The 17,863-nt window shown below is 61.9% G+C and carries 15 protein-coding genes; 10 read left to right on the top strand and 5 right to left on the bottom strand.

The genetic code is table 11. The features are described 5' to 3' along the window. Positions 1-16: 16 nt before the first annotated feature. Positions 17-871, bottom strand: a complete 855-nt coding sequence (locus AC1DK3_RS12745) for a TIGR01459 family HAD-type hydrolase (protein ID WP_477192554.1) — start codon at positions 869-871, stop codon at positions 17-19. 122 nt (positions 872-993) lie between these two features. Continuing rightward, positions 994-3,279 (bottom strand): EAL domain-containing protein, encoded by a 2,286-nt coding sequence (locus AC1DK3_RS12740; protein WP_477192553.1) that lies wholly within the window; start codon positions 3,277-3,279, stop codon positions 994-996. A 469-nt stretch (positions 3,280-3,748) separates the two neighbouring features. On the opposite strand from AC1DK3_RS12740, the gene AC1DK3_RS12735 reads away from it, so the two are divergent. The 7 genes from AC1DK3_RS12735 to AC1DK3_RS12705 all read left to right on the top strand — a co-directional run bounded on the left by AC1DK3_RS12735 (position 3,749) and on the right by AC1DK3_RS12705 (position 11,888). After that, on the top strand, positions 3,749-4,492 hold the full coding sequence (locus tag AC1DK3_RS12735; protein WP_477192552.1) for an SDR family NAD(P)-dependent oxidoreductase: 744 nt from the start codon (positions 3,749-3,751) through the stop codon (positions 4,490-4,492). Positions 4,493-4,608: 116 nt separating this feature from the next. After that, complete coding sequence (locus AC1DK3_RS12730) at positions 4,609-5,514, top strand: LysR family transcriptional regulator (protein ID WP_477192551.1); 906 nt, start codon at positions 4,609-4,611, stop codon at positions 5,512-5,514. A gap of 203 nt (positions 5,515-5,717) precedes the next feature. Then, on the top strand, positions 5,718-6,248 hold the full coding sequence (locus AC1DK3_RS12725) for an NAD(P)H-dependent oxidoreductase subunit E (protein WP_477192550.1): 531 nt from the start codon (positions 5,718-5,720) through the stop codon (positions 6,246-6,248). Next, positions 6,245-7,810, top strand: a complete 1,566-nt coding sequence (locus AC1DK3_RS12720) for a formate dehydrogenase beta subunit (protein ID WP_477192549.1) — start codon at positions 6,245-6,247, stop codon at positions 7,808-7,810. The genes AC1DK3_RS12725 and AC1DK3_RS12720 overlap by 4 nt, the downstream gene beginning before the upstream one ends. 55 nt (positions 7,811-7,865) lie before the next feature. Continuing rightward, positions 7,866-10,763 carry a formate dehydrogenase subunit alpha gene (gene fdhF, locus AC1DK3_RS12715; protein WP_477192918.1) on the top strand — a complete coding sequence of 966 codons (2,898 nt, stop codon included), beginning with the start codon at positions 7,866-7,868 and terminating at the stop codon, positions 10,761-10,763. A gap of 31 nt (positions 10,764-10,794) precedes the next feature. Next, complete coding sequence (gene fdhD / locus AC1DK3_RS12710) at positions 10,795-11,613, top strand: formate dehydrogenase accessory sulfurtransferase FdhD (RefSeq protein WP_477192548.1); 819 nt, start codon at positions 10,795-10,797, stop codon at positions 11,611-11,613. Between the two features lie 32 nt (positions 11,614-11,645). Beyond that, positions 11,646-11,888, top strand: coding sequence for a formate dehydrogenase subunit delta (locus AC1DK3_RS12705; protein ID WP_477192547.1), 243 nt, complete (start codon positions 11,646-11,648; stop codon positions 11,886-11,888). Between the two features lie 15 nt (positions 11,889-11,903). On the opposite strand, the gene AC1DK3_RS12700 is transcribed toward AC1DK3_RS12705, so the two are convergent. Further along, positions 11,904-12,389 (bottom strand): cupin domain-containing protein, encoded by a 486-nt coding sequence (locus tag AC1DK3_RS12700; protein ID WP_477192546.1) that lies wholly within the window; start codon positions 12,387-12,389, stop codon positions 11,904-11,906. A 100-nt stretch (positions 12,390-12,489) separates the two neighbouring features. Continuing rightward, a complete protein-coding gene (locus AC1DK3_RS12695; protein ID WP_477192545.1) occupies positions 12,490-14,574 on the bottom strand; it encodes an elongation factor G in 2,085 nt (694 codons plus the stop codon). A gap of 361 nt (positions 14,575-14,935) precedes the next feature. Between AC1DK3_RS12695 and AC1DK3_RS12690 the strand changes: the two genes are divergently transcribed. After that, entirely contained in the window at positions 14,936-15,184 is a 249-nt protein-coding gene (locus AC1DK3_RS12690; RefSeq protein ID WP_339082733.1) for a hypothetical protein, read from the top strand. Positions 15,185-15,260: 76 nt separating this feature from the next. Here the strand turns inward: AC1DK3_RS12690 and AC1DK3_RS12685 are convergent, their stop codons facing one another. Next, positions 15,261-16,463 carry a pyridoxal phosphate-dependent aminotransferase gene (locus AC1DK3_RS12685; protein ID WP_477192544.1) on the bottom strand — a complete coding sequence of 401 codons (1,203 nt, stop codon included), beginning with the start codon at positions 16,461-16,463 and terminating at the stop codon, positions 15,261-15,263. 304 nt (positions 16,464-16,767) lie between these two features. Here AC1DK3_RS12685 and AC1DK3_RS12680 point away from each other — a divergent pair, with 304 nt between their 5' ends. Beyond that, entirely contained in the window at positions 16,768-17,232 is a 465-nt protein-coding gene (locus AC1DK3_RS12680) for a hypothetical protein (RefSeq protein ID WP_477192543.1), read from the top strand. Between the two features lie 90 nt (positions 17,233-17,322). After that, positions 17,323-17,808: a hypothetical protein gene (locus AC1DK3_RS12675; RefSeq protein ID WP_477192542.1), complete on the top strand. Its 486-nt coding sequence runs from the start codon at positions 17,323-17,325 to the stop codon at positions 17,806-17,808. Positions 17,809-17,863: the final 55 nt, after the last annotated feature.

Genomic DNA, 17,863 nt, shown 5'->3' with positions numbered 1-17,863 from the left:
AAATCGAGCGATCGGCCTACCAAACCAAACTTTGCATGAGAGCGACCGGCCGCGGTCCACCCGCTGGGAAAAGCCGCCCGGCCGCTCCCGTGAGGACCTCGTCGGAGCCGACGTGGACGCCGCTCGCGATGAAGACCGAACGAATGCCGAACCCCGCCGCTCCAGCGATATCTGTCGCGACGCCGTCACCGATCGCGAGCACGCGGTCTTTAGGAACGGGAACTCCGCGCAGATCGGACCCCGTACGCAGCGCCAGCTCGTAAATCGGCTGATAGGGCTTTCCGGCATAGCTCACGTCGCCGCCCAGCGCCGCGTAGGCGCTCGCGATTGCACCGGCGCAATAAATGATCCGGCCGCCGCGCTCGACCTTCAAGTCGGGATTGGCGCAGACCATCGGCACGTTGCGCGCCTTGAGCTGCTGAAGCTGCTCCGAATAATTTTCCGGCGTCTCGGTTTCGTCGTCGTAGAGCCCCGTGCAGACGGCGACATCCGCATCGTCCGCAGACGCCCCAGGCATTGCGCCAAGTCCGGCGAAGATCGGCAGATCGCGCGACGGTCCGATGTGCAGGATTGGCCGCCCGGCCCACGCTTCGATGAGGCTGCGCGAGACGTCGCCCGAACTCACGATGCCATCGTAAGCGGCGCGTGCCACACCGATACTGTCGAGCTGCCGGGTCACGCTGTCGTGCGGACGGGGCGAGTTGGTGACGAGAAGCGCAGTGCCGCCCTGCTTCCGGAAAGCCTCGCAAGCCGCAACGGTGGATGCAAATGGCCGAACGCCATTGTGCAGCACGCCCCAGATGTCGACGAACCAGAGGTCCGACGAGGCAGCGAGCGGAACGATGGAAGAGAACAGCGGAATGGCAGACATGCGGACCTTGCCCGAGGCCCGTTATGCGAAATGCGATATGCGACCTCGAATTGCGGCCTATAAACGAGCAGGAGCCGGACTGTCATCCGGCTCCGTCGTCACAGTCGGCATGTTCCGGCTGGTTACGCCGCCGCCGAGTGCTTAGCTGGACGGCTCCCATCGAGGTTGACCTGGCGGGGCGCACCGAAGAGCGGACCCTGGCCGAGCAGAATACCCGCATCGAGCAAGCGCTTCTGCATCGCGGCATCCGTGATACCGCTCGCTATGACCGATAGGCCCGCCAGCGTTACCCGCTGCAGGATTTCATCCGCCGGCACGAAGCGGTCGCGCGAGGTCATCCCCTCGAGCAGCGGTTGTGCGCCGAACCTGACGAAGCGGAAGCCCGCTTGCTGGAGCGCGGCAAAGTCCGTCCCCATGTGCGTCACCTCATCGAGCGCGAGGCGGAAGCCGAACGAATGCATGTCGCGCAGCGCCTGCCATGCGGACGGGGTAAATTCGTCGACCGCGCGTTGCGAGAACGTCAACACGAGCTGTGCGGAAATTCTCGGCCGGACTTCGTAGGCGTGAGCGAAGGATTCGAGGAACGCCCTGCTCGTGACCGACGAGCCGAGGAAGCTCGTCAGCAGCGAACCGCCCTTGTCGCGCGCGTCCATTCGCGACGCGAGAGCCGCGGCGCGATTGAGACGCGAGATATCGAAGCGCGTATCGAGATCGCCGCCGACCAGCGTGAAATCGTGTTCGCTTACGTCATGCGCTTCGCCGGAGGCCGAACGCAAGTTGGCCGTCATTTCATAATGGCTGACGGAATGCTCCGCGATTGTCACGATCGGCCCGAGCGTCACGTCGATCGCGTCGTCTTCGATCGCGCGAACGATCGAGGCGACACGCGGCGGCAATTCCGGAGCAGGCGCCGGCTCAGTACTGTATTCCAGGATAGGCAGGTCCGGCAGCGTCAGCTCTGGAAGCGGCGAGGCTTCACGCTGAATGCTGCCCGGATTTGCGCGCTCCATCTCAGCAAGGCTCAGCCCGCTTAGATATGGCTCATGGCGGCCCAATTCCGCGTCAGCTTCTTCTTCGCGGAACGTAGCGTCGTCGACGGAATCTTCCGGCTCGAAACCCGCAATACGCTCTGCAGTCGCCGGAATGACGAGTTCTCCAAGACCCTGGGACTGTACGGGCTCCGCCGGCGGCGAAACAGATGCAGGCGCAGGCGCCGGTTTCATCATCGACGGGCCCGTCATCGAAGCCGGTGACGAAACGGGCTTCGGTGCCGGTGTGGTCGCATCCAGTGTCGGAAGGTAATCGCCAAAGCCCGACGGCCGTTGGCGCATGCTGGTTGCAACGGCCCTCAGCGCACCGATGGAATCTTCGAGTGCGCTGGCGCTCGGCCTCGGCAGCTCATTCGCACGCGAAGACTTCGGCGCGCGCAGAGCCTCGGCGGCGTTCACCTCATCAGCGAGTTCCTTGATCTTCCGCTGCACCAGTTCGAGATCGCCTTCGATCGTCATCGCCACGCCGCCCTTCGGCATCGCATTCGCCGTAGCTGACCAGCTCGGCGGCGGTGTGAGCCCTTTCACCGGTGGCTGCGGTGGCTGAACATCGACGCGCCGCCGGAACGACCAGCGCTCGCGGCCGGTTTCAGGAACCGGCCTTTCGCTCGCCGGTGCCGAAAACACCGGACGGCCCTTTGGCTCCGCAGCGGGTTTTGCGGGAAGAGGTTCGCCAGCGGGCTGCATCGTCGCGTGCGGCGCCGAGCGGCCTGCCCTGTCGGCGTCAACGGATGCGAGCGGCCGGCCACTCGAGAGACCGGCTGCAGCGTGATGCGGCTGGGGCGCGCCGGCTGGCTGCGCCGGAGCAGCCTGCTCAGAGCGCGGAACCAAATTGCCGATATCGCGGCTAAGTTCGCGAATGCGCGATTCCGGTGTGCTCGAAGCTACCGGAGCACTTGTAGCTGCCGGCGCATACGGAGCTGCATTCGGAGCCGACGAAAGCGACGGACCGGGCGCCGCCACCGCTGGCGCCGGACGCGCCTGCGGGATCTTCTGCTTCGCGCCATTCGGCTTCACGTCATGGCGCGCCTGCGTAAACTCGGCTCGTGCAAGCTCCGCCCTGAGCAGCGCAATCTGCGCCGATTTCTGAACCTGCTTATGAATGAGCATCAACAGCGACAGCGCAACGGCGCCAGCGGCAATCGAGATCGGCATCGAAAGGCCGAGCTGCGAAAAGCACATCATCGTAATCGCCGCCGACACGATCAGAATTGATGCAACGATAAGCCCATCGCGCGATCGCGGCTCGCGAGGAGCGTCTGCATCCTGCCCCGTCGCCTGCAACGTCGCCTGACCCGTTGATGGCCCGCTGGCGTCACTCGCCGATCCATTCACGGGTCCATTCGTGGGGGCAACCATTGGACCTCGGATCGGGGCCGGCCCGGTGCCCTGCCCAGGAACTTGTCCGGCCCCCTGAGAGAGAGCCTGCGAAGGCGCAGCCGTGTCGAGTTGATCGACATTTGCTTGCGGCTTTGAATTGTCCTGCTTTGTCATGGTGTTCCAGGCTGCCTTCGATTCGTCTTGCTTCAACCTTCGCAGACAGATGAAGGGAAGCAATGTACCGGCGGCCGCTATCACCACCTTTTCGCGCGGCATCGCCACAACCAAGCAAATCATACTCCCGGCGGGGCGCGCCGGTCACATGATTCTATCCTTCGAACATATCGCCGGCAGCGGTGCATAGCCGCAAAAGCGCCCTTGACCCGTCTCCCACAAACCCGAATCGGCGCGCTGTTTAGATCTCGTTAGGCGAATCGGCGTGCTATCATCCGACCGACGGCGCCTCTCGCGTTTGTTGGTTTAGCGTATGTCTGGAGGGGAAGAGCGCATGTATATGGATCGAGTAGGTGCCAGCGTCGAAAGTGAAGTCTCGAGTGAGCTCGAGCGCGCGCGCATCCTGATCACGGGCCTGACTGGCGTCGCCGGCGTTGACGTTGCACGTGCCTTCGCAGATCTGAAGGCCCGGCTCGTTGTCCATACGACCGACCTTTCGCCCGAGTTGGTCGAACTCGCCGCCCTGCTCTCGCAGAGCGCCAGCGAAATTCGCCTCCACACCCTCGACATATCGACGGCCGATTGCGCCGCGAAATTCGCGCAGACATCGGCCCAGGCTTATGGCGGCCTCGATGTTGCAATCAACATGGCGACAATCTCCTCCGCCGAGATCCAGGCGATTCGTGGCGAAGGCGATCTCGAATCCCTCGTCTCGGCGAAGCTCGCGCCACTCGCACAGCTGACGCGCGTCGTCGCCAACCGCATGAACCTCGTGCTGAGCGAGGGCATGGTCCTGAACGTCTTGAAGATGCCTGAGCCGCAAGATCGCCGCTCGGCCGCTGTCGCCGGTTTTGCCCGGACGGCGCTGGCCGCGATGATCGCGAACGAAGCGCGCGAATGGGCGGGTAAAGGCATCCGCATCAACGGCGTCGGCCCGCGCGCCTTCTATGATGGCAGCCGCACTGGCGCTTATCTGACGAACGAGCCGGACGTGGCCACTTTGGCGCTCCACCTCGCCTCGCGCCGGGGACGCTCGCTCTCGGGTCACGTCTTCGATGCGGGCGGCCTCGACTTTTGACCTTACTTTCAGCTTTCTGCCCGCTGCGCGGGCCTGTCGAGCCATGAACGGGCTGCTCGATTGCATTTGATCATCGAACCGTCGATGATTAGCCCTCTCTCGGGAGAGAGAGACGAATGGACATCCGCCAGCTTCAATATCTGGTCGCCCTCGCCCGCGAAAAACATTTCACGCGCGCAGCCCAGGCCTGCAACGTCACCCAGCCGACGCTCTCGGGGCGTATCCGCCAGCTCGAGCTTGAACTCGGCGTGCCGATCGTCGAGCGCGGCCAGCGTTACCAGGGCCTGACCCAGGAAGGAGCGCGCGTCCTCAAATGGGCGCAACTCATCCTCAACAACTGGACCTCGATGCATCAGGAGCTGGCCCACCTGGCGATCAGCGATTTTGGGCTGACCGGGCGGCTGACACTCGGAGCAATACCGTCCGCGCTGCCGATGCTCCCTTACCTCACGCGCGACATTCAACGCCTGCACCCGCAGATAAACTTCACGATCATGTCGATGAGTTCGGAAGAAATCCTCCGCGGGCTGGAGGATTATTCGATCGACGCCGGCATCACCTATCTCGACAACGAGCCGATCAACGGCCTCATCGCGACGCCTCTCTATACCGAACACTACTGTCTTTTCATCCCAGATGGCCACACCTTCGCCGATCGCGAGACCGTGGCGTGGCGCGAAGCCGCCGAACTGCCGCTGGGGCTGCTGACTTCGAACATGCAGAACCGGCGAATCATCGACCGGGCTTTTCACGATGCCGGATGCCGCCCGTCACCCGCGCTTGAAACCAACTCGGTGATCAATCTTTATTCGAATGTCAGGCTGATGCAGCTCGCCAGCGTGATGCCGCACTATCTTTTGGATTTGCTCGGCAACAACTCTGGATTAAAAGCCATTCCCCTCGTTGAACCGAAGGTCGCCCACAGCGTCGGCCTTGTGACTCAGGACCGCGATCCTGTCGCACCCCTGGTGCGCGCTTTTCAGGCCGCCGCCGCTAAATTTTCAGTAAACATTATTTCTTGAAGAGAAATAAATGGTTAGTCGGCCATCTTTGCCTCAAACTGTGAGCTTCACCTCAGTTTTTGCATTGCCTCATCGGCGATATCTATGATGAGATCGACCATATCGATTTGAATCCCGGTACCGGATGCCACACTTAACGTCATGCGGCAAAGTGGCGTTTTGCGTCACGGCAACCGCCAACAAACACTGAGGAAACGCCACACATGGCGAAGAAAGCCGTAAAGCAAACGAACGGCTCACGGGTGGAACAATTCCCGGCCCCGACCCCTGCTGAGGTCGCGGCGCTGGCGTCATGCGCACGCCACGGAAACAAGCCTGACGAGCTTCTTGAGATCTTCCACGACTTGCAGCACCAGCTCGGCTACGTGCCCGATGCGACCTTGCCGGTCATCGCCAAGGCATTGAACCGCTCGCGTGCCGAAATTTACGGCGTGCTGACGTTCTACCATGAATTCAAACGCCATCCGGTCGGCAAGCACGTCGTTAAGATCTGCCGCGCTGAAGCCTGTCAGTCGATGGGCACTGACGCGTTGTGTCAGCACGCTGAGAAATCATTGGGCACGTCACTCGGTGGCACGACCGCTGACGGAATGGTCACCATCGAGCAGGTCTTCTGCCTCGGCAACTGCGCGCTCTCGCCTGCCATCATGATCGGCGAAAAACTTTACGGCAAAGTCGATCCTAAACGTTTCGATGAGATCATCGGCGGACTCGAGAAGGAAGCCGCGGAATGATCAAGATCTTTATCCCACGCGACGCTGCGGCCCTTTCTGTCGGCGCCGATGAAGTTGCAGCCGCAATCGCGTCCGAAGCGAAGAAGCGGAAACTCGAAGTCGAGATCGTCCGCAACGGTTCGCGCGGCATGCTCTATCTCGAGCCGCTCGTTGAGGTGACGACTGCGAACGGTCGCGTCGCCTATGGCCCCGTCGCGGCAGGCGACGTTGCGAGCCTGTTCGATGCAGGCTTTCTCGAAGGCAAGGCCCATGCGTTGGGCCACGGCCTCACGGAAGAAATTCCATATTTCAAAAACCAGGAGCGGTTGACGTTCGCGCGCTGCGGCATCACCGATCCTCTCTCGATCGAGGACTATCGGAGCCACGGCGGTTTCGTCGGCTTGGCGAAAGCCCTCCAGATGATGCCGATCGACATCGTAACGGAAGTGACGACGTCCGGCCTTCGCGGCCGCGGCGGCGCCGGCTTCCCGACCGGCATCAAATGGAAGACTGTCCACGATCTGCCGCCCGGCGAAAAGTACGTCGCCTGCAACGCCGACGAAGGCGACAGCGGCACCTTCGCCGACCGCATGCTGATGGAAGGCGATCCATTCTGCCTGATCGAAGGCATGACGATCGCGGCCATCGCGGGCGGCGCGCAGAAGGGATACATCTACGTCCGTTCCGAATATCCGCACTCGGTGCACGTCCTGCGCGAAGCAATCGAGATTGCGCGTCGCGCCAACTGGCTCGGCGACAATATTCAGGGAACTAAACATTCCTTCGATCTTTTCGTACGTATGGGTGCAGGCGCCTACATCTGCGGCGAAGAAACCTCCATGCTCGAAAGCCTCGAGGGCAAGCGCGGCATCGTTCGTTACAAGCCGCCGATTCCGGCCATCGAAGGCCTGTTCGGCAAGCCGACGATCATCAACAACGTGATGAGCTTCGCGGCCGTACCGATCATCATCGACAAGGGCGGCGAGTTCTATCGCGATTATGGCGTCGGACGCTCGCGCGGCACGCTGGCGTTCCAGATCGCAGGCAACATCAAGCAGGGCGGTCTCGTCGAGAAGGCTTTCGGCGTTACGACGCGTCAGCTGATCGAAGACTGGGGCGGCGGCACGGCGACTGGCCGTCCGGTTCGTGCCGTCCAGGTCGGCGGCCCGCTCGGCGCCTACATCCCGCAATCCAAGTTCGACGTCCCGATGGACTACGAGGAATTCGCCAAGGTCGACGCGATGGTCGGTCACGGCGGCCTTGTCGTCTTCGACGATACTGTCGACATGGCCAAGCAGGCGCGCTTCGCGATGGAATTCTGCACGATCGAAAGTTGCGGCAAGTGCACGCCCTGCCGCATTGGTTCGACGCGCGGAGTCGAGGTGATCGACAAGATCATCGACGACATCGATCGCACGAAGAATTTGGCGCTGCTCGAAGATCTTTGCGTGACCATGGCCGACGGCTCCCTCTGCGCGATGGGTGGCCTGACGCCGTTTCCGGTCATGAGTGCGGTTCGTGGATTCCCCGAGGACTTCCACAAGCCGTCGCCTAACAAGTTTCTCGCGGACGCTGCAGAGTAATTTCAGGATTAGACATCCTCAACGAGGACGCTCGATGAACCACCACGTCAAGCCGATGACTCTCATCAAAGAGATCGACTACGGCACGCCCAGCCCAGAGATCACCGACGCCACCAAGATGGTGACTCTCGAGATCGACGGACAAGAGATCACCGTTGCCGACGGCACGTCGATCATGAGCGCCGCGATGCAGCTCGGCATCCAGATACCGAAGCTCTGCGCGACGGATAGCCTCGACGCTTGGGGCTCCTGCCGTCTCTGTCTTTGCGAAATCGAAGGCCGCAGGGGCACGCCGGCGTCGTGCACGACGCCTGTCGCACCCGGCATCAAGGTCACGACGCAGAATGCCCGCCTCGCGAACATCCGCCGGGGCGTCATGGAGCTTTACATCTCCGACCATCCGCTCGACTGCCTGACCTGCGGCGCCAACGGCGACTGCGAGCTGCAGGACATGGCGGGCGCCGTTGGCCTCCGCGAGGTGCGCTATGGCTACGACGGCGAGAACCACGTTTTTGCGAAGCGCGCCGATGGCCAAGCAAACGATAGCTTCAAGCCGAAGGACCAGTCGAACCCCTACTTCCAGTTTGACCCCTCGAAGTGCATCGTCTGCTCGCGTTGCGTCCGCGCGTGCGAGGAAGTGCAGGGCACGTTCGCACTGACCATCGACGGCCGCGGCTTTGCTTCGCACGTCTCCGCTGGCATGGACGAAGAATTCCTGGCCTCCGAATGCGTCTCGTGCGGCGCCTGCGTGCAGGCCTGCCCGACCGCGACGCTGATCGAGAAGTCGGTCCTCGACCTCGGGCAGCCCGAACATTCCGTCGTGACGACCTGCGCCTACTGCGGCGTCGGTTGCTCGTTCAAAGCCGAAATGCGCGGCGAGGAAGTCGCGCGCATGGTGCCGTACAAGGACGGCGGCGCCAACGAAGGCCACTCGTGCGTCAAGGGCCGCTTCGCTTTCGGATACGCGACCCACAAGGATCGCGTGCTGACGCCGATGATCCGTGAGAAGATCACCGATGCGTGGCAGGTCGTGTCGTGGGACGAGGCGATCAACTACGCCGCGAAGCGCCTGAAGGAAACGCAAGCGAAGTACGGCAAGGATTCGATCGGCGGCATCACGTCGTCGCGCACGACGAACGAGGAAGTCTACGCTGTCCAGCGCATGGTCCGCGCCGCCTTCAATACCAACAACATCGACACCTGCGCCCGCGTCTGCCACTCGCCGACTGGCTACGGTCTGAAGCAAACGTTCGGTGAATCCGCCGGCACTCAGGACTTCAAGAGCGTCGACAAGACGGACGTAATACTTCTCGTCGGCGCCAACCCGACCGACGCACATCCGGTCTTCGGATCGCGCATGAAGAAGCGCATCCGTGAGGGCGCCAAGTTGATCGTCGTCGATCCCCGCCGGATCGAGCTCGTCCGCTCGGCGCACGTCGAAGCTTCATATCATTTGCAGCTCCAGCCTTCGACCAACGTCGCGATCATGAACGCCATCGGTCACGTCATCGCGACCGAGAACCTGATCGACCGCAAGTTCGTCAAGCGCCGCTGCGAGCCGACCGACTTCTATCGCTGGGAAGAGTTTATCAAGCGGCCGGAGAATTCACCGGAAGCGCTCGAATCGATCACCGGCGTTCCGGCACAGCAGGTTCGCGAAGCGGCCCGCCTCTATGCCACCGGTGGCAATGGCTCGATCTACTACGGCCTCGGTGTCACCGAACACAGCCAGGGCTCGACGATGGTCATGGCCATGGCCAACATCGCGATGGCGACAGGCAACATCGGGCGCGAGGGCGTCGGCGTGAACCCGCTGCGCGGCCAGAACAACGTGCAGGGCTCTTGCGACATGGGCTCGTTCCCCCATGAGCTGCCCGGCTACCGCCACGTCTCGGTTCCCGAGACCCGCGCCATCTTCGAGAAGGAATGGGACGTCAAGCTCGCAGCCGAGCCTGGCCTTCGCATTCCGAACATGTTCGACGCCGCCTCCGACGGATCGTTCATGGGCCTCTTTATCCAGGGCGAGGACATCGCCCAGTCCGACCCCAACACGCATCACGTCGAGCACGCGCTGTCCTCGATGGACATCGTCATCGTGCAGGATCTCTTCCTGAACGAGACGGCGGCGTTCGCGCACGTGTTCCTGCCCGGCACGTCGTTCCTTGAAAAGGACGGCACCTTCACCAACGCCGAGCGCCGCATCAATCGCGTACGCAAGGTTATGCGCGAGAAGCAGGGAATGCCGGAGTGGGAAGTCGTCTCCCGCATCGCGACCGCCATGGGCCATCCCATGCGCTATAACAATGCGGCCGAGATCATGGACGAGATCGCTCGCCTCACGCCGACGTTCGAGGGTGTTTCCTTCGATCGGATCGATGAGCTTGGCTCGATCCAGTGGCCGTGCAACGAAGAGCACCCGACCGGCACGCCTGTGATGCACACGGAAGAGTTCACGCGCGGTAAGGGCCGCTTCATGCTGACGGGCTTCGTCCCGACGGCGGAACGCTCGAACCGCAACTTCCCGCTCATCCTGACGACCGGCCGCATCCTGGCCCACTACAACGTCGGCGCCCAGACGCGGCGCACGGACAACGTCGCCTGGCATCCCGAGGACATCCTCGAGCTCCATTCGAGCGACGCGGAACTGCGCGGCATCAAGACTGGCATGAAAGTGTCGCTCGCGAGCCGCGTCGGCGCCACGACGCTCACAGCGAAGGTTTCCGACCGTATGCCGCCGGGCGTCGTCTATACGACCTTCCATCACCCGGTCACGGGCGCCAACGTCATCACCACGGACAACTCGGACTGGGCGACCAACTGCCCCGAGTACAAGGTGACGGCGGTGCAGGTGACCGTCTCCAACCACCCGTCCGAGTGGCAGGAGGAATGGCAGGAGCGCGAAGTCGAGAACAAGCGCATCGCCAAGGAAAAGAAGCTGGAACCGGCCGAGTAATCTCGGCCCTCCAGCCTGGAGCTGAATTGCGATGAATGTCGTGCCGAAGGACGTCAAGCAGCCTCATGGTGGAGCGGAGCTTTGCTCGCGCCCCGCCGTGGGCGAGCTGCAAACGGCGTCCGGCACGCAGTCCGTGACGTGGCAGCTCCCTGAGGAGGTGCCCGTCGCGCTGCAGATCAATTCCGAGCCCTACACGGTCATGATGTCGACGCCGGCGGATCTCCGCGATTTCGCCGTCGGCTTTCTCGTCGGCGAAGGCATCGTCCCGGATCCGTCCAAGATTCAGGGCATCCTCGTGATGCCGGTCGAAGGCGGTATGGCCATCGACGTCGCCGTGCCTGAGACCGCGATCGAAACATCGCGCCTCGCGCGCCGCGCCATGGAGGCCCGCACGGGTTGCGGCCTCTGCGGTGTCGAAGATATCGAATCCGCCGTTCGGCCCTTGCAGCGTCTCGGCCGGACATGGTCGCCAAGTCCTGACGCGATACGGCGCGCCGAGCAGAACCTTTTCGACCACCAGCCGATGAACCGCTTCAACAGGTCGGTTCACGGCGCAGCTTGGGTATCGAAAGACGGCGAGATCCAACTCGTCCGCGAGGACGTCGGACGCCACAACGCTCTCGATAAACTCATCGGCGCCCTCTACACGCAAGGCATCGACCGGACGGACGGTTTCGTCCTGATGACCAGCCGCTGCAGCTTCGAACTCGTGCAGAAATCGGTCACAGCGGGCATCCAGGCTCTGGTGACCGTCTCCGCGCCGACCGTCCTCGCCCTCGAACTCGCCAAGAAAGCCGATCTCTTTCTGGCGTCTCGCGGACCAGGTGGCCCCGTCGTATTCCATTCCTGATCAACCCAATCCAATCTCAATCGAGAAACCTGATGCAAGCTTCCGATCTCGTCCGCATGGCTAATCAAATAACGGACTACTTCGCCGTCTACCCGAAGCCCGAAGCCATTGACGGCATCTCCAAGCACATCCATGCCTCGTGGGAGCCGCGCATGCGCAACGCTCTGAAGGCCCACATCGATGCCGGCGGAGAGGGCTTGTCGCCCTTGTTTCTCGAAGCGATGGCCGATTACTTCAAATGGCCCAAGACCCCGGCGAAGGCAGCTACACGCTGACCCGGGAACGCACGGCTAGTAGGGCGTTCCGTCCTTGTGCGTGAATAGCCAGCGGCCGTCCGCGCCGAGACGCGCTTCGAGATCGTCGGCCGGGTAGGTGCCGGTGTCACCGGGCGTCCTATCTCCGACTTCGAGGTAGACAACGTCGCGATCCGTCCGGTTGACGAGCTGATGCGCGACGCCGGCTGCGGGAAAGCCCGCGCACATTCCCGGCGCGAGTTCGATCTCGCCTCCATCCGTTACCAGCGTCGGCCGGCCTTCGAGAATGTAGACGAATTCATCCTGCTTGCTGTGCCGATGAAGAAGCGCAGACTCCCCGCCGGGCAGAAGCCGCGTGAGATTGACGCCAAAGTTCTTAAGCCCGAACTGATCGCCGAGCGCACGCTTCTCCCTCTTCAGCATCCGTGAAAAGAATGGCTCGGGATAATTCGAGGGTTTCGTTCTCGGTGGCACCGCGGCCGCCACGACCGCTAACGGAAGTCCCTTGCTTTCCCCCGACATTTTCGTCTCCGCAATGAATATCGCGCGACACGTTTAGCAGCTCTGCAACAAAAAAGGGCGGCGCGAGCCGCCCTTTTCCATTCTGATCCAATGGCCGGCCTTACTCGGCAGCCGCCCTGTTCGCGGCAAGCACCTGATCGCGTAGCCGCCCGCCGACCTCGGACAGATGATCGAATCCGAACGTGAACGAGCCGACACCGGCCGTCGCGGACCTCAGATCAATGATCAGGTTATCCATCTCCGCTTCCGGAATATGAGCCTGGATCAAATCCCATCCGGGCCACCCCGGACGTGCGTCGAAACCGAGGATCTGGCCGCGCCGCTGCGAGATGATGCCGTTGATCCGGGCATTCGACTCCGACGGCACCGCAATCGATACGGCCATGATCGGCTCGAGCAGAACCGGATTGCACTTCGGCAACCCTTCCGTCATGGCGAGCCGCCCCGCTTGCCGGAAGGCCATGTCGGAGGAGTCGACCGAGTGAAACGACCCATCCGTCAGCGTCACCGCGACGTCGACGACGGGAAACCCGAGCGGACCTTCGCTGAGGTAATCGCGCACGCCGATTTCGACCGAGGGAATATAATTCTTCGGAATGGCCCCGCCGGTGATCGTCTCACTGAAGGTGATGCCGCCGCTTCTGGGTAACGGCTTGATGTCGAGCTTCACATCGCCGAACTGGCCATGCCCGCCCGACTGCTTCTTGTGCCTTCCGCGAACCTCAGTCGCCGACCGGATGGTCTCCTTGTATCCGACACGCCGCTTCTCGCGCGCCACGTCGATACCGTACTTGCGCATGAGCCGCTCGAGCGCCACTCGAAGGTGCATCTCGCCCTGTCCGTGCAACAGGATTTGATGCATCTCGGCATTGTGTTCGAGCAACAGCGACGGGTCTTCGTCGATCAGCTTGGCGACGGCGGACGAAAGCTTCACCTCGTCCTTGCGATCCTTGAGGCCGAGCCCAATTGCGAGCGCCGGTTGCGGTGCCTCTGGTACGCGTAGTCGTGCGATCGCCGTCTTGCCGACTGCGATCGTCTCGCCCGAGTGGATGGAATCGAGCCGTCCCAGCGCCACCGTATCGCCCGCCTTGGCGGGCCCGCGCTTGATCGCCTCTTCGCCGCGAATGGTGAAAATACCGGCGACGCGCTGCTCCTGCCCGCTGCTGCCGGTCACCGTCGCACCATCCGCGATTTCACCTGCAAAAACGCGCGTATACGACAGTTTTCCACCCGCCTTCGTATGCACGCTCTTGAAGACGTACGCCGCGGATTTGAGACCATCGAGCCCCAACCGCTTCGCCGTATCTTCAACGGACGGACATTCGTGACGAAGCGCCTTCAACAGCCGAAGGATTCCGTGCCCGTGCTCCGCCGAGCCGATGAGGACAGGGCATATCAGGCCGTCGCGAAGCTCCTTGGAGAGGTCGTCGAAAACGCGGTCGTTTGGCGGCGGAATGTCTGCGAGCAGCTGCTCCATCAGTTCATCGTCGTAATCGGCGAGCTTCTCGAGCATCTGGAATCGCGCTTCCTTCTCGCGCGCTTCGATCGCCGACGGCAGCTCGATGATCTTGCTCGACGCATGTTCGCAGTAGACGTACGCACGCTCCGACGCGAGGTCGACGAAGCCCGTTGCTATCCCGTTTTCCCAGATCGGCATCTGGCGCAGCACAAGCGGTTTGGCGCTTGCCGGCTGCAGGCTCGGAATGACGTCGTGAACCGGAATGGGCGAGGTATCGATCTTGTTCAAGAACACGATGTGCGGAACGCCGGCGTCATCGAGTTGCTTGAGAATGACTTGGAGAGCCGAGACGCGTTTCGGATCGGCTTCGCAAACGACGACGGCCATATCGCAGGCAGGAAGCGCGAGTGTCCCCTCATGCGCGAACTCGACGGAGCCTGGACAATCGATAAACGTGAAATTTTCACCGAGAAATGAGGTGTCCGCGACGTTGAGGCCGACGCTCATCGCGTGCTCGCGGGCCTCTGGCGAATTATCGCCGACCGTCGAATTTTGTGCGATCGAACCGGCCCTTGAAATGCTGCCGGTGCGGGCGAGTATGGCTTCGAGAAGTGTCGTCTTACCGCTGGCGAAGGGTCCGATGAGCGCAACGCATCGCGCGCCTCGGACCCCAGACCTGGTACTTTGATTGCCGTTTCCGCCCTTCGGGCCATCTGAGCTCGTCATGATTGCCTCCGATGTTGCGAGGCGCGCGACCATGCACGCCGCGCCCCGCACCTCGGAAGAGAGCGGCTTCCCGAATGCTCGCTCCAAAGTAGAAGAGGCACAACGGGAATCACCGCACAGTTTCGTGAAAAATTTATTGCAACGCGGTAGAACTACTGAATATGCGAGGATCTATACTGCGCTGCCAAAGCTACTTCTCGCGATATCCTTCCAGAGGGGTCCGGAAAGACAAAAATAACTTGAATAACTTTAAACTTGTCGCATTGTGAACTCTTCCGGCGTTTCGCGCGTTCATAGGGCACTGGCGAGAAATACGGAACGAGCCAGAGGGATATTGGCTCAGGAAATGCGAGGCTGGGTTATGAGTATCGAAACATTGATGTCCGCGGCCAACGCTGCTGGATATGTCATGGCCGCCGAAGAACAACTCCCCGACGCTTTCGGCGCCGAACCTCAGGTGTTTGAATTCAAATCGCAGCCGCCGACGGCTATCGCGATTTGGCGACCGGTTGTCCCAGCCGTCGATGGCAAGCCGCTTACAGGCCACATTGCCAACGCTTGGGACTGGTTCACCGAGCGCTTCGTTCATCACGGCGCAACGCCGGCCTGAGAAACGAACAACGTTCCTCTGAATTTGCAAAGCGCGCGGCCGAAGTCGCGCGCTTTTTGTTTCGCGGATTGTGATCTCAGGTGAGATTTCCGCAGAAGCGCTGAATGCGCGTGCAGGCATCCTTCAACGACTCGGTCGAAGCCGCATACGAAACGCGGAACGACGGCGATCCTTCGAAGGCCGCTCCGTGGACGACCGCGACGCCTTCTTCCTCGAGCAAAGCCGTGACGAAATCTTCGTCGTTATTGATCACCGTGCCCGTTTTGCTCGTCTTGCCGATCAACGCCTTTATGCTCGGATAGACGTAGAACGCACCCTGCGGCTTCGGGCACTGCAAGCCCTTCGCCTGGTTCAGCATGCTGACGACGAGATCGCGGCGCTCGACGAAAATCTTGTTGTTGGCGGCGATGAAGTCTTGGGGCCCGTTGAGAGCTTCGACACCGGCCCACTGCACGATCGACGACGGATTGGATGTCGACTGCGACTGCAGCTTGCGCATGGCGTTGATGAGCACTTCGGGCCCCGCCGCATAGCCGAGACGCCAGCCGGTCATGCAATAGGCCTTCGACAGCCCGTTCATCGTCAGCGTGCGGTCATAGAGCTTCGGCTCGACTTGCGCCGGCGTTGCGAATTTCAGTCCGTCGTAGAGCAGGTGCTCGTACATATCGTCCGTCAACACCCACACGTGCGGATGCTTCAGGAGAACGTCCGTCAGCACTTTGAGGTCGGCAGCCGAATAAGCCGTACCCGTCGGGTTGGACGGCGAGTTGAAGATGAACCACTTCGTCTTCGGCGTGATCGCCTTCTCGAGTGCTTCCGCCTTCAGCTTGTAGCCGTCTTCGATGGTCGTCTCGGCGAAGACGGGCTTGCCGCCGCCAAGCAGTACGATGTCGGCATAGGAAACCCAGCACGGCGCCGGGATGACGACCTCGTCTCCCGGATTGAGCGTCGCGAGCAGCGCGTTATAGAGCACCTGCTTGCCGCCCGTGCCGACCGAAACCTGGCTCGGTTTGTAGTCGAGGCCATTGTCGCGCTTGAACTTCGCGGCGATCGCCGCCTTGAGTTCGGGTATGCCGTCGACGTCCGTGTACTTCGTCTTGCCCTCGTCGAGCGCGCGCTTGGCAGCGTCTTTGATGTTCTGCGGCGTATCGAAATCGGGCTCACCGGCCGACAACGAGACGATGTCTCGTCCTTGCGCCTTGAGCTGCCGCGCTTTCATCGAAACGGCGATTGTCGCGGAGGGTTGGATTCGGTTCAGAGTGTCGGCGATGAAGCCCATGTTCAAGCGGCCTGTTATCGGAGTGAGTTATCGGGATTGAAATTAAGCGTTTCGCGTCGCGAAATAAGCGGCATGGACCGAAATTGCAATGTTTCCCTGCTGCAAGGCAGCGTTTTCCCTGGAGCGGGGCAGCCGTCGCAACCTCTGATGCGACGGCGCAACAAATGCACCAAAATCATCCGGAAAGCGCCATTTGATAAGCTTGCGCCATAATCCGAACCCAAGGCCGCCCAGAAGCCCGGTTCAACATTCACCCAACGTGATCTGCTTACCAAGTTGATGACGAGCGGGAGGAATTGAGACGATGCCAGCCAGCGTTCAGCCGGAATCTCGTGCGCGTCTACGGAACGGCGCGGCGAACTCGAAGAAGTACCGATGCCACGTTTGGCGGCCATTCATAGACGCCACCGTCGCCGGATTGGCATTTGTTCTGGTCTCGACGCTATTTGTGGCGCCGGTCAATGCCGGGACGAGCCCGGCCGCATTCGCAGGCCTCGCACGCGCCGCCAGTCCGGCCGCCGTAAAGGCCCTCGCGGAGCCGGGCCCGCTGCCCATCGTCGCCATAGCGACCGCCAGTTCCCCCGCCGACGCGGTCTACCGCCAAACCAGCCAAACGGCTGCCTGGGGATTGCTCGGGGTCGCATTCTCCCTGATGGCCGCACTGAACTTAGCGTTTCTTAGGCATCTTCGGCGAACCTACACCCCGAATCTTGCCGTTTCCACCGGCCGGGCTAGGGTATGCGGCCGATGTGGCGTGACGCGCTATTGAATTGCCTTAATCTCGACTGTACCTCTGGGAGCGGCGAGCGGGCATCTGCGCCGTTTTCGCCAACCTGATAGGAATGCTGGAGGCCGAAGCATGACGAAGCAGGAACTGAGACCATTCTGGTTGGGCTTGACGGCCGGCGCCGCCGTTGCCGCCATCGCTGGCGCGTTGTTTTTCGCCAACAGCGAAACCGTCCTCCGGAAGAGTTTCCAGACTGCCCTCAACAGAACCAGCGTCGAGGCCAAGCAAGTCGCATCGGCCACCGCCCCGATCTCGGGTTCGGAAGACTTTTGGCTGACCGCCATGCGCGACGGCACCACCCCCGTTACCAAGGCTATCTCTGTCGGCGATCAGATATCGATGAACCTCGGCGGCGTCCGGCGCACGCTCGAAGTCGCAACCGTTGCGGACTTCTCGCCGCAAATCACCCAGATCGACACGTCGTCGGGGCCAAGCCACTTGGTGCTCGTGACGGCGCGTGACTTGGGCGACACGGCCGCTCGGCCGATCCGCTTCGTCATGGAAATCCAACAGGGCGGCGCTCCAGTCGTAGCTGGCCGCGCCGGCCGCACGCTTTAACGGCTTTGAGCGCCTGCGATGGCGGCCGGCTCCTCGCAAGAGGAGCAGCCATCGC

This window comes from Hyphomicrobium sp. 01T421 (assembly GCF_056398805.1).
This window is presented reverse-complemented; position numbering and strand designations above follow the sequence as displayed.

What these genes read in the sequence shown, in the direction of transcription:
- AC1DK3_RS12745 (WP_477192554.1), bottom strand. Translation starts at nt 871, where the DNA reads ATGTCTGCCATTCCGCTGTTCTCTTCCATCGTTCCGCTCGCTGCCTCG.
- AC1DK3_RS12680 (WP_477192543.1), top strand. Translation starts at nt 16,768, where the DNA reads ATGCCAGCCAGCGTTCAGCCGGAATCTCGTGCGCGTCTACGGAACGGC.
- AC1DK3_RS12730 (WP_477192551.1), top strand. Translation starts at nt 4,609, where the DNA reads ATGGACATCCGCCAGCTTCAATATCTGGTCGCCCTCGCCCGCGAAAAA.
- AC1DK3_RS12700 (WP_477192546.1), bottom strand. Translation starts at nt 12,389, where the DNA reads ATGTCGGGGGAAAGCAAGGGACTTCCGTTAGCGGTCGTGGCGGCCGCG.
- AC1DK3_RS12695 (WP_477192545.1), bottom strand. Translation starts at nt 14,574, where the DNA reads ATGACGAGCTCAGATGGCCCGAAGGGCGGAAACGGCAATCAAAGTACC.
- AC1DK3_RS12675 (WP_477192542.1), top strand. Translation starts at nt 17,323, where the DNA reads ATGACGAAGCAGGAACTGAGACCATTCTGGTTGGGCTTGACGGCCGGC.
- AC1DK3_RS12735 (WP_477192552.1), top strand. Translation starts at nt 3,749, where the DNA reads ATGTATATGGATCGAGTAGGTGCCAGCGTCGAAAGTGAAGTCTCGAGT.
- fdhF (WP_477192918.1), top strand. Translation starts at nt 7,866, where the DNA reads ATGACTCTCATCAAAGAGATCGACTACGGCACGCCCAGCCCAGAGATC.
- fdhD (WP_477192548.1), top strand. Translation starts at nt 10,795, where the DNA reads ATGAATGTCGTGCCGAAGGACGTCAAGCAGCCTCATGGTGGAGCGGAG.
- AC1DK3_RS12685 (WP_477192544.1), bottom strand. Translation starts at nt 16,463, where the DNA reads ATGGGCTTCATCGCCGACACTCTGAACCGAATCCAACCCTCCGCGACA.
- AC1DK3_RS12725 (WP_477192550.1), top strand. Translation starts at nt 5,718, where the DNA reads ATGGCGAAGAAAGCCGTAAAGCAAACGAACGGCTCACGGGTGGAACAA.
- AC1DK3_RS12690 (WP_339082733.1), top strand. Translation starts at nt 14,936, where the DNA reads ATGAGTATCGAAACATTGATGTCCGCGGCCAACGCTGCTGGATATGTC.
- AC1DK3_RS12705 (WP_477192547.1), top strand. Translation starts at nt 11,646, where the DNA reads ATGCAAGCTTCCGATCTCGTCCGCATGGCTAATCAAATAACGGACTAC.
- AC1DK3_RS12720 (WP_477192549.1), top strand. Translation starts at nt 6,245, where the DNA reads ATGATCAAGATCTTTATCCCACGCGACGCTGCGGCCCTTTCTGTCGGC.
- AC1DK3_RS12740 (WP_477192553.1), bottom strand. Translation starts at nt 3,279, where the DNA reads ATGGTTGCCCCCACGAATGGACCCGTGAATGGATCGGCGAGTGACGCC.